Here is a 12,054-nt window from a genome sequence, read left to right as displayed (position 1 = left end):
ATGAACTCTTTATTTTCGTAGATTTACTCTACGTTGAGAAGCGAACACTCGCTGTAAGCGAGTAAAGTAGCTGCCTTCAACGTGGAGCTTTTGTGCTTAAAAAAACAGCATAGTTCAAAAATAGATCTACAATTTAGTCGGTGCACTTGGGTAAATAGGAATAAAAACATGGGTAACACGTGGAAACACGAATGGTTTGGCAATATTCGTGGGGATGTTCTAGCGGGATTGGTTGTTGCATTAGCGCTTATTCCGGAAGCCATCGCTTTCTCTATTATTGCCGGTGTTGATCCGAAAGTTGGCCTCTATGCCTCTTTCTGTATCTGTGTGATTATGGCCTTTGTGGGCGGTCGACCGGGACAAATTTCTGCCGCTACGGGCGCGATGGCTCTGCTTATGGTTACCTTGGTCCGTGATCACGGCCTCGAATACCTGCTTGCAGCGACATTATTAACCGGTGTGCTCCAGCTTATATTCGGGCTGTTAAAACTCGGTTCGTTGATGCGTTTTGTGTCTCGCTCCGTTGTTACTGGCTTTGTGAATGCCTTAGCGATCCTTATTTTCCTTGCCCAGTTGCCGGAGCTCACCAACGTAACGTGGCATGTGTATGCGCTTACAGCAGCGGGCTTGGGCATTATCTATGGCCTACCTTATGTGACAAAAGCGATTCCATCGCCCTTAATCGCCATTGTTCTGATTACCGCTTTTGTGATGTTTACCGGCGTTGATGTGCGTACCGTCGGTCACATGGGTGAGCTGCCCGATAGCTTACCTGTGTTCTTATGGCCTGATATTCCACTGAATTTTGAAACGCTAATGATTATCTTGCCGTACGCTTTGCCGTTGGCGATTGTTGGTTTACTTGAATCGATGATGACGCAAACCATTGTTGATGACTTAACCGATACTAAATCAGACCGGAATAAAGAGTGTCGTGGTCAGGGGATTGCCAATATTGGCTCAGGGTTGATGGGCGGTATGGCCGGTTGTGCCATGATTGGCCAATCCGTCATTAATGTGAAATCAGGTGGTCGCGGCCGGTTATCGATGCTCACTGCCGGTGTCGTGTTAATTGTGATGGTCGTATTTTTAGCCGAGTGGGTACGACAAATCCCAATGGCCGCTCTTGTCGCTGTGATGATCATGGTCTCCATTGGTACCTTTAGCTGGCAATCAGTGCGGGATCTAAAAAAGCACCCAATGAGCACCAATATTGTCATGATCGCCACGGTGGTTGTGGTGGTGTGGACTCATAACTTAGCCTTTGGTGTATTCGTTGGGGTTCTGTTGGCAGCACTGTTCTTCGCCGCAAAAGTGGGCAGCTACATGCATGTCTCCTCAAGCCTGAATAAAGAGGGCGATCACCGTACTTATAAAGTGATTGGTCAGGTGTTCTTTACGTCGTCTGAGAAGTTTGTGGAATCCTTTGACTTTAAAGAAGCGCTTGATAAGGTAACTATTGATGTGGATCGTGCCCATTTCTGGGATATCACGTCGGTTGCAGCCCTTGATAAAGTAATTTTAAAATTCCGTCGAGAGGGTGCTGAAGTTGTCGTTCAAGGAATGAATAAAGCGACCGCTACTGTCGTTGATAAGTTTGGCGTATCTGATAAACCAGACGCTGCCGACAAGTTGATGGGCCACTAGGAGAACACCGCAATGACAAAACATACTGTAGCTTGTATCGATGGCTCCGCTTTATCTGATGCGGTGGCAGATTATGCCGCTTGGTCGGCGACACGGTTGAATAATCAACTGGTGCTATTGAATGTGCTCGATGATGTTCGCAAAGGTGATGAATCTGATTACAGTGGCCAGATTGGAATGGATGAGCGTCAGCGACTGTTAACGGAATTTACTGATCTGGAAGAAAAACGATCCAAGTTAGCGCGGCAACAAGGTCATTTGTTTCTTGAAGCGGTAGAAAAACACGTTAAAAGCGTTTATCCGGAGCCTTTGTTGCGGCAACGCCACGGCGACTTAGTCGATACCTTGGCAGATATTGAAAACGATGTTCGCTTGCTTGTGATTGGGCGCCAGGGCAAACGGGCGACAAAAACACCTTCTCAAATTGGCCAGTATATTGGCCATCAAGTCGAGCGCGTTATTCGCACTTTGCATCGGCCGATTTGGGTTATTTCCGACTCATTTAAAACACCAGAACGCATTATGATTGCTTATGATCATAGCGCGACTGCGAAAAAAGCCGTGGAAATGGTGGCGCGAAGTCCGTTATTTGCAGGTATGCCGGTGCATGTGGTGATGGTAGGTGCTGAGACGGGAGACCATCAAGCACAACTAGACAGTGCCGCCTCGATATTGGCTGAGCAAGGCTTTACGGATGTGCAAACAGCCTTAATTTCTGGCGACGTTGAACCAAGCCTGAACGAATACGCCCAAGAAAATCAAATCGATGTCATGGTGATGGGCGCTTACGGGCACTCTCGTATTCGAGAGTTTTTTGTGGGAAGCCATACCAATAAATTAATTTCCAGTGCCAAGGTGCCGCTACTGCTATTGCGCTAATAGCCACATCCATTGCTGGTGCGATTGTGACGAAAAACCGATGAGTACGTGCTCGTCGGTTTTTTTGTGCCAGAATAAGAGGTACTTCCTTAATATAGGCTGCAGAATTGAAGGAGTACGGGATGGTGGATTTAGAACATTACAAAACCAAATTGCTCGAGCTGCGCAGTGAGTTGCAAGCGCTAGGTGAAGACGCCGCTGAATCACAGCAACCGGTGACGTTAGATCAGCAAAGTGTAGGGCGATTATCTCGCATGGATGCGATGCAAAACCAAGAGATGGCTCAGGCCAATCAGCGCCGTCGCGAACTTCTGTTGCAGCGAATTACGGCCGCTTTGGTGCGTATCGAAGATGACGAGTATGGCTATTGTGAAGCCTGTGGGGAAGCAATTGCCGAAGCGCGTCTTGAAATTGATCCGGTAGCGACCTTATGTATTGACTGTCAGTCAGAACGGGAAGCAAGGTAATCGCTATGATCGAGTGGTTTAAGTCGGTATTTGAGATAGTGCAACCATTCTTACCGTGGATGGTAAGTTTGAGTTTATTGATGGCGTTGGCATCCATGATTGCCATCCCTTTGCTCGTGGTGCGCATGCCTGCCGACTATTTCACGGCAAAAAAGCGACCCAGACGTTGGACCGGTCCGCGCATTGTACTTTATGTCGTGCGAAACGTGATCGCCGTGGTGTTGTTAGTCGCGGGTATAGCCATGTTGATTTTACCAGGACAAGGGCTACTCACTATCTTGATTGCGATTATCACGTCTGATGTACCAGGAAAATATGACGTTGAGCGCTGGATTGTGCGTCAACGTGGGGTGTTGCGGGCGCTTAATTGGATTCGGAGTAGATATAAAAAGCCTCAGTTAGAAAAACCTTTGGAGCGAAGTGAGTAGTCACTTACAATTTAGGGTTCGACGAATCTAGCAAGTACAGATTGACCTGTCCCGTTAATAGCGCTGACCGACCAAATTCCGGTGATTGGATTTCGAATTACGCGGCCATGCATGTGCAAAACCTCACCATTATCGAAGGTGACGGTTACTTCACAGGGATGATTAACTTCTTGGCGAAAATCATCGACCTCAATAGCGACGGGCTTAGGAACCTCGGTTGGCCGCCGCCGCTTGTGCCAACTTAGCTGCTTAATTTCAAAGGGCATATTTTACTCCCGCACCAACGCACCGCGTTGGGTTGTTGAGACCTAGAGGAGGTTCATCACCTTGCGGGACGCTGCAAGTACGTCCCTGTAAGCTTGGGCGCGGCGTCCTTGCCGCGCACACCCGCCAGTTGATGGACATCCCCCGCGCCGCCTTAGGCTAAACGTCAAACATCATATCTCAGTCGGTATTGCTTTCGTATCATGCGAGTCAACACCACAGTGGGTACAAGATGCGCAAGCCATAGCGATGCAGTAAGAACAAAATCTGTGTGCGCAAGACCCAACAACATGCCATAAAAATTACTGGTGTACAGCGCCGCGGCAATGAGCGAGAGGGTGATCATAAAATGATAGGACAGGGTTTGTCGTTCACGTACGTAAAATGCGGCGATAATCCCCAATACAAGGGCTTGAATCCCTCCCAGTATGTAGCTCATCGGTAGCCCGTACATCAGGGCGATGATGGTCATACTAGCTGCATCCGGGAGAGACGCGGACCACAGCATTTCGCCAGTGATAATCAGGGTAAGCGTAACGGCCCCCAAGGGAGGCCCTAAAACGACAAAGAGCAGCACAATGGCGACCGGATACTTAGGGTGCTTCATCAGTGCTGCTCCTCGAGAGCGCTTACTCTTCCTTTGCTTGATCGTCGACCAAGACCGCAATGGCGCCATCACCGGTGACGTTACATGCAGTACCAAAACTATCTTGTGCCATATACAAGGCAATCATCAGTGCAATAGCGGTTTCACCGAACCCAAGCATGGAGCCAAGTAGCCCAACCGCCGCCATCACAGCGCCGCCGGGAACCCCTGGGGCGGCTAACATCACAATGGCGAGCATCATGATAAAGGGCAGCATCGTCATAAATGAGGGAATAACCAGCGCGTTGTGCAACACCATCACCGCAACCGTTGTTGCCACGATAGTAATGGTTGAGCCCGCTAAATGGGTAGTGGCACATAAAGGAACCGTGAAATCGGCCACTTCATCGCGTACGTTATTGCTCTTTACCGATTTCAAAGTTACCGGAATCGTTGCGGCACTCGACATGGTTCCCAGCGCGGTAAAATAGGCAGGAAGCATATTTTTAATCAGGGCCAGTGGTGATTTACCTGCTTTGAGGCCAGCGAGTACAAACATACCGACGATGTAGAGCCAATGCAGCACTACCGCAAGTACGAGAATCACGGCGAAGGTTTTCAACGTCTCGAATACCGTTCCGGCAGCTGCCATTTCGGCAAAAACACCAGCAATATATAACGGCAAGAATGGAATGATGACTTTCTCAAGCAGTACCTTGATGACGTCGCGACCTTGATCGCTTAAGTTCTTCAGGGCCGTTGCTTGGGTTGCTGCAATGCCTAAACCAAAAATAAAGGCGAGTGCCAGCGCAGTCATAACATTAAAAACCGGGGGGATTTCCAGCTGAATAAAGGGTTCGAGCAGAGTCCCTGACATACCCGCCACATCGGTGGTGTCTGGAGCCAGCATAGGAACGACAGCACTTGCAGCGAAAAATGCCAAAATACCGGCGATAATCGTCGAAAGATAGGCTATCCCCAAGGTTTTACCAAGAAGCCTGCCGGAATTTTGAGGCAAGCTTGCGATTCCGCTGGTGATAAAGAAGAAAATCAGCAATGGAATGGTAAAAAACAGCAGTTGGCCAAATAAAACCTTAAAGGTTAGGAGGAGTTGTGTGAACCAATGCGGTGCATATAGGCCAATAAAAGTACCTAGCAGAATACCTGCCAATAGTTTAATGATCAGTGCCATGGGTAGATCTCGTTGTTATTGTGTTGAGGTCAATGGCGGCATCATAGCATGGTTCACGCGTGTGCAGCATCCGACCTGATTAAGGCTTCTGCGATAAATCGATTACCCGCATTCACCCCTTGGTTATAACCCATATTGAGGGAATCTAGGTCTCGGGTAAAGCGCGATACAGGAAAGTTTCCTGGCGGAGCAATAATACGCAACTGACAGTCTTTTGGCGGACTTGCGATAAACTCAAGGGCTGCATTGTATTGGTCGTTGCGTCGGGTAACGGCGTCGAAGAGAGCGGGGTGCTCTGCAAATAAGGGCTTTAATAAATTTGGGAAACGCGACGGTTGTTTTTTGTAGCCTAAAGGCTGGGAGAGAATGACGGTAATTTCCCGAGCGCCCTGCTCATAAGCGTGAACAACGGGTATGGAGTCTGCTAATCCACCGTCTGTCATGGGTTCACCGTTGATGGGTGGAAACTCTCGAAAAACTACGGGCATCGCGCAGGAAGCAGGAAAAAGCGCATTCATATTGTCTTCATTCACTTCAAAATAGCAGGCTTTACCCGTAATAATGCTGCAGGTCACAACCGTGAGTGGAATGTTTCGTTCAAGAAAGGTTGGAATATTCAGAGGTAGTTCATCAAGCGAGCAATGCCATAGCCAATTTACATCGCAAAAATGGCCACCGCGCAAATAGCGACGCATATTCATAAACTCATCACGAAGGGCGTGATCGGTAATAATTTGATAACTGCGCTTCAGGTTTCCCGCCAAATAACCAATTAAATTGGTGCTGCCCGCAGATACGCCAATGGCAGCGTCAAACGGATAAAAATCACGCTCAATAAAGGCATCTAGCACCCCCGCCGCAAAAATACCGCGCATGGCTCCACCTTCAACGACGAGGGTGTGATGATTATTGTTAAATTTGGAGTTTCGCATCCATTACTCCGTGGTCAATCGTCCAATTCAAGGTTCTTAATAACTATGGTCTGAGGTAACTAAGAAAGCCAGTCAATAAGGGTAAAATTGAAGTAAGAAAGGGGCGTTGAAAAAACAAGGGAAGTAATCATTTTACGATATCAGACGACTTAATGACGACGGCCAGTGCATAGCGAAAGAACTTCTAAGTTGGATCGTTTTTGAGCACAAGTTATTCCAGTGCTTTTAAAAATATTGATATAGTGGCGTTATCAACCATCGAAGGAATGAAGGTATATGCTCCGTTTTCCCGCGATTTTACTGCATATTCTAGGATTGTTCGTTTACCTACAGACCGCTCCGCTTTTTGCGATAAGCTCTGAATCAATGGCGCGAACAGGTGAGTCATCGGTCACATTGCAATTTGACGATGCCCGGGCAAAGACTATTCGTCAAATTCGCTTTAAGTTTACAGAGCCTGTAACTATTGCTGGGGCACTGCCACGTAAAGCGCAAACGAACGCAATCACAGTCGAGGGAGAGCACTTCCCCGAATGTCGCTGGCGTTTTTTAGATACACAAACCTTATCGTGTGAACTTATTCAAGCCTTGCCGCTCAATTCACAATTCACCTTTACCGTTCGCTCTGATTTCCCCACGCTATCCTCAACCTTGGGAGCCGATTATCAATTCGAGTTGGAGACGGCAAGAGTATCGGATGTTTCACAAATCACGTTTGACTACGGGCGCATTCATTTTAGTTGGGACGCATCGACCCGTATATTTCAAGGCGTGAGCAATCGGTTTCGTGCCTTTGCCGATTTCGAGGATTCTCCTGATTATTTTGAGGAGTTTTATCAGCACATTGAGTTAAGAAAACCGGATGGGATCACGGAGCCAGTTTTAGCAGAGATCGAATCCGGGACGGATGTATGGACTTGGCGTGCTGAGATCTTCCTAGCGGAGTCCGGGCTATACAAGGTGCAACTGCCTGCCGGGCTGGTTTTGTCTGGAACAAATCAGCCTCTTGAAAACCCCTTGGTGCTAAAGCAAGTGCGCGTTTATGACGAATTTCGTTGGTTGGGATATCGATGTCATACGGGAGATCGTGCTGGGCCATGGAGAACTCGCGAAAATGGCATTGTAAACGATGACACTGCAATTGCGTGTAAGACAGGGGCGTTACAGTTGCGATTTAGTCACGAGTTTTTAACCACGGCAAATACTACACCAACGACCTTAGGATACCGCCTCAATCATTTGCCATGGAGCTCAGAGCCGGCCTTTTTGCACAAGTCTTATACTCAAGAAGACGAAGAGTCACTTTTTGTTGTCACGGCAATGTTATTACCCAATCGAGAATACGTTTTCGACTTGAATGAAATCTGGCAGCAACAGTTTGCGGATAAGCCACTTGTGAAAGCACCACCGAACGACCAGGTCACTCTTAGTATCGGAGCATTTCCGGGAGACTGGTGGCCAATTTGGGACGATAGTTTCACATCGAATAACCTAATCTACGCTCAGCAAGATAAACCCATACAAATCGCCCTACGTTATGCAGAAGATATGAGCTTAGAGGTCATCGCGATTTCATCGCCAGAACATCTTCAGGACGTCTTAAATAATCAGTCGAAAAGCACGCAGTTTCAATGGGAAATATCTGAGCAAGCCACGGGAAATTTGTATGAGCTTCCCTTAGAGCAGATGCTTGAAACATCGGGCCAGCTTCGTGTTTTAGCGGCCTCTGGGTTACCAGAAAAACCCGGTATTGTGCAACGAAATGCCTTTCATCTGAATATTTTGCCTATGAATGAATGGCTCATTTTTGCATGGGATATGCAAGGCCAACCCCTATCCGATGTGGACGTCTATTTGGTGTGCTCGGATCAGAATGCCCCCCTTAAGCTAGGCTCAACAGATCAATCAGGATTCTTAAAGCGCGAGCCAGAATGGCCTTCGGATTCCAAACAAACATGTTGGTTGTGGGGCACTTATCATGACGATGATCTGATACAGGCAGATGGAGAGTCGACTTTTCACCTGCGTCACTCAAGTATTCCGCTTCTGAAAAGAAGCTGGGTAAGCCAATTGGAGTCTGTTGTTGGGACGATTATCACTACCCAAGAGCAAGTCAGGCATGGAGATACATTGTATGTCACCATTGAAATGCAGCATCGACACTTGGAAGCGCTGGACCCGGATAAAATTGAATTAAAGCTAATTCATGGTCAGAAATCATTTGATCTCAAAGTAAGTGATGTGAGTGAGAATGGATTGGCGACAGCGCAATTCCTATTTGATGACACCCTCCCCATTGGCTATTTCTCCGCAGAACTACGCTACTCCGGACGGATGTTGCATCGGAAGGGCGTAATTCTGAATCATTTTGTAGCACCGGAGGTGGAGCTACTGGCCCAATCAGAATTAGATTTGTCGGACTCGCAATGGTTGCAGATTCAAGGGGAGTTAAAGCGCATTTCTCGAGCCGCTATGGCCGACCATGCGATAAATCTGGAATTAAGCTTTTGGCCTACGTATTCAATTCGAGCACCGAATTCTTGGCCATCGGGCTGGAGCTTTGATTTTTCATATAATAACACCTCGGATGAGGCATCCTTTGAGCATGAAGTGACATTAATCACGGATCAATGGGGTAAATTTCAAGCCCACACCGAACTCCCCAACAACGTAGCGAAAGAGGGCCCCACAGCGGCAAATGTTATCTTACAGGAGGCCCCGAAAGTTCATGGGAACTTGCGATGGCATGTGAACACCACAGCGGTTACCGGCGAGCAATTACGTCAAGAGGGAATGCATACTATTTTCGGTTTACCGGCCTACCCAGCGTTTCGACACGAGAAGAACGGTGGGTTTTCCGTGCGCTTGGTAAATGCGCAGGGCGAGTGGTTGAACGATGATTTTGTTGTTCAATTGCGCGATATTTACAGCGATACCCCTATCCCTTCAAACTGCAGGATCAATGAAAATAACGCGAGATGCGATTACCCCGAGGGACATCCTACTTTCACAGTCGTTGTTACTGTTGGTGAGAATGAATTTTCAGGTAGGTTTTCATCGCGAAATAATGTTTCTGCTTCAGAACTAAAGTTGCAGTTGCCGGAAGCGCTATACACACGTACTTCGGATGGCGTGAGTGGCAGTCGGGCTGATTTTGCCGCAGAGGGAGAGAATCAAATTCATGTGCACTCCGAGGAGGCAAAAGATGTATTTTTGTTTGTCTTTACTGATCGTGTGCAGCATAGCGAATGGTTGAGTGTTGCACCGGGTAGCAACGCCATCACGCTACCTGTAACAGAAGAATGGGGACAAGCGGCATCGATCGTTGTTGTCCATTTCGATGCGCTAAGTGGCCACCAATTTTTGCACGAAGACGTTCCGGTAAAACATTTTTCTGAGCCGATTCATCTCACAATGAAGGTAGCGCAGCCTGAAATTAACCTCGGTGAGCGAGTCATGATCGAACTGCACAGTGAGCTTGCGTCTGAAGTGCAGTTGTGGCTTGTCGACGAGAGCTTGATTGTGGGAGATTTAGCGCGGGTTCCCGAACTCAATAATGTTCGGAGTCTTTCAGCGGGCCGATGGCAATCCGCTTTTTCTACATTCTCTGCACATAGATACAACGTGAGAGAATCGCTAGAACAAGGGTTTTACACAAACGCACGACTCGAGAGCTTTCTTGGTTCTTACTCCACCCGCCGGCGCACACCTCCGCCACCGCCTAATTTTGGAAATTTGAACACCTTTACTAATCATCATCCGGAATGGGTGTTGTGGCAGCCTCGGATCATCCTTGCTGCGGGTGAAACTCAATCGCTAACTCTTGAACTGCCAGCACGGGCAACAAGCTGGCGAGTTATCGCGGTTGCGGCCACGAAACAGCAGCGAGAAATTGTAGAACAGCGCTTGTCAGTGCAATCCGCATTTGAGTTCAGTATTGAAGCAGCAGAATATAGCTATGAAGGTGATCAATTGAGCTTAGCGGTGAGTGCGACACAACGTCGAGGAACGCAGCGGGAGCATATTCACCTTAAACTTAATGGCGAATTGCTAGATACCGTTGTTTTCGAGTTAGAACCGGGTCAATCACAGCGACAGACAGTGAGATTGCCCGCGCTGCCGACAGGGCAATACGGAGTAAGTGCCCATGATGAGGAACAAACGCAAGTACGGACATTGCAGCTCAATGTTCGGTCTGCTTGGGTGCAAAGTCAGCAGAGCTTATGGCCAAGGGGGTCTGATAACATTCGTTGGCAATTGCCAGAAAGTGCGACAAATGTAAGCTTCTACCAACTCGGGGGCGCTTTGCAAATTGACTGGAGCGCGCTTCGCGAAAAGATGTTGCAGTCATCGATGCAAACCACACCGCAGCGATTAAACGCGGCGTTGCTGCTTTCCATTCTTCCTGACGCTTATGTGGAGCCAGAAGATGAGGCGTTAGTGGCGCAGCTTATTGAATTTTCAATGGATTATGGTTATCGATATTTTCAGATGATACCTCAACATTCGTTTATCGATGACGATCTACTAAACGCCTATAGTTTTTTGGTATTACAGAAAATTGCACAACATCGCTACGGTGAATATGCCACAAAACTCTTAGAGCACGGTCGAATACAAAGCCGCATTAAAGAGGTGTTAAAGCGATCAAATAACGCTGTCGCGCGAGCATTTGCATTATGGGGTCTAACGGAATATCAAGACCTCGATTTTGATGCCTTTCAGACGTTAGCTCAACACTTGATTGTTGAGGATGAAGCGCAAGAAATATTGGTGTATCTGGCCAGTTTGGAGCGATTCCCTGAGGCTGAGTCTCTTCGGGGACATTTAGTAGACCGCCTGCAAGATATGGGGTATCAAAGTGGAGTAGGTCCTGTGTTTAGACACACATGGGAGCGCTGCCTGGTCTTACATGGATATCCTCAGGCGCATCCGCTTAAACAGCAAGAGAAGCAGGATTTACTGCTGCTGCAACGAACTCAAGGTTCCTTTGCTTCGGTTATAGCAGGAGGATTGTGCGTGAGTGCTTTGGTGAAAGGTGGAGATGACAATGAACCCCAAACTGAGCTTGCTGTTCATGGAAATGAGTTAGGCTCAAGTATATGGGAATTAGACTTGCAGTCGCCTCAGTCTGCACTATTTGCACGGTATCAAAGCCATTACACAGAATTGCCCAGCCGTTACGATGGTGTACAAATTGTAAGAGAGTATGCGCTACTTCGAGGCGAACCTGGACGCAAGGGAGAATGGCAGCCTTTGGATAGTAGCTCGCAGCTGCAACTCGGCGATAGGGTGCGTGTTACCCTGAAAATTCAGTCACCGGTTGATTATGAACATGTCGTGATTCGAGACTCTGTGCCCGGTGGGTGGTATGTCAATCGGTCGGGCTTCTTCGGCTCGCGCAGCGTATTTTGTATGTACCATTGCCATCAAACCATAGAGCCCCAACAAATCGGCATGTACCGGTGGCGTCTGTCAGCAGGGCTTACTGAGCTCGACTATGTCGTTGAAGTTAGAAATTCAGGAACCTTCCTTGCTCCCGGAGCAACGGTTGAAACCTTATTTAGAAGTGATGTTCGCGGTCGTTCTGCAAGTGAGATCTGGCAAGTGAAAGAGTTAGGGAAATAACGAGAAAAGGGCGACCTAAACATAGATATTA

9 protein-coding genes are annotated in these 12,054 nt (G+C 47.9%); 5 read left to right on the top strand and 4 right to left on the bottom strand.

The features are described 5' to 3' along the window. Window positions 1-168: 168 nt before the first annotated feature. The 4 genes from HXZ99_RS06910 to HXZ99_RS06895 all read left to right on the top strand — a co-directional run bounded on the left by HXZ99_RS06910 (window position 169) and on the right by HXZ99_RS06895 (window position 3,421). Window positions 169-1,647, top strand: coding sequence for a SulP family inorganic anion transporter (locus tag HXZ99_RS06910; RefSeq protein WP_194756550.1), 1,479 nt, complete (start codon window positions 169-171; stop codon window positions 1,645-1,647). Between the two features lie 12 nt (window positions 1,648-1,659). Next, complete coding sequence (locus tag HXZ99_RS06905; RefSeq protein WP_194756549.1) at window positions 1,660-2,526, top strand: universal stress protein; 867 nt, start codon at window positions 1,660-1,662, stop codon at window positions 2,524-2,526. 122 nt (window positions 2,527-2,648) lie between these two features. Further along, window positions 2,649-2,993 (top strand): TraR/DksA family transcriptional regulator, encoded by a 345-nt coding sequence (locus HXZ99_RS06900; protein ID WP_194756548.1) that lies wholly within the window; start codon window positions 2,649-2,651, stop codon window positions 2,991-2,993. 5 nt (window positions 2,994-2,998) lie between these two features. Further along, the gene (locus HXZ99_RS06895; RefSeq protein WP_194756547.1) at window positions 2,999-3,421 is read left to right on the top strand and encodes a hypothetical protein; all 423 of its coding nucleotides are present in this window, start codon (window positions 2,999-3,001) and stop codon (window positions 3,419-3,421) included. 11 nt (window positions 3,422-3,432) lie between these two features. Here HXZ99_RS06895 and HXZ99_RS06890 read toward each other — a convergent pair whose 3' ends face one another. The 4 genes from HXZ99_RS06890 to HXZ99_RS06875 form a co-directional block, all read right to left on the bottom strand. Next, window positions 3,433-3,687 (bottom strand): hypothetical protein, encoded by a 255-nt coding sequence (locus tag HXZ99_RS06890; protein WP_194756546.1) that lies wholly within the window; start codon window positions 3,685-3,687, stop codon window positions 3,433-3,435. A 164-nt stretch (window positions 3,688-3,851) separates the two neighbouring features. Beyond that, window positions 3,852-4,292: a hypothetical protein gene (locus HXZ99_RS06885; RefSeq protein ID WP_194756545.1), complete on the bottom strand. Its 441-nt coding sequence runs from the start codon at window positions 4,290-4,292 to the stop codon at window positions 3,852-3,854. A 22-nt stretch (window positions 4,293-4,314) separates the two neighbouring features. After that, window positions 4,315-5,463 (bottom strand): dicarboxylate/amino acid:cation symporter, encoded by a 1,149-nt coding sequence (locus HXZ99_RS06880; RefSeq protein WP_194756544.1) that lies wholly within the window; start codon window positions 5,461-5,463, stop codon window positions 4,315-4,317. 53 nt (window positions 5,464-5,516) lie between these two features. After that, window positions 5,517-6,395, bottom strand: a complete 879-nt coding sequence (locus tag HXZ99_RS06875; RefSeq protein ID WP_194756543.1) for a patatin-like phospholipase family protein — start codon at window positions 6,393-6,395, stop codon at window positions 5,517-5,519. 276 nt (window positions 6,396-6,671) lie between these two features. Here HXZ99_RS06875 and HXZ99_RS06870 point away from each other — a divergent pair, with 276 nt between their 5' ends. Then, complete coding sequence (locus HXZ99_RS06870; RefSeq protein WP_194756542.1) at window positions 6,672-12,023, top strand: alpha-2-macroglobulin family protein; 5,352 nt, start codon at window positions 6,672-6,674, stop codon at window positions 12,021-12,023. Window positions 12,024-12,054: the final 31 nt, after the last annotated feature.

The sequence above is a fragment of the Aliidiomarina indica genome, assembly GCF_015354615.1.
Lineage (GTDB): Bacteria > Pseudomonadota > Gammaproteobacteria > Enterobacterales > Alteromonadaceae > Aliidiomarina > Aliidiomarina indica.
Note: the sequence above shows the minus strand (reverse complement) of the source record. Positions and strands in the feature narration are given on the sequence as shown.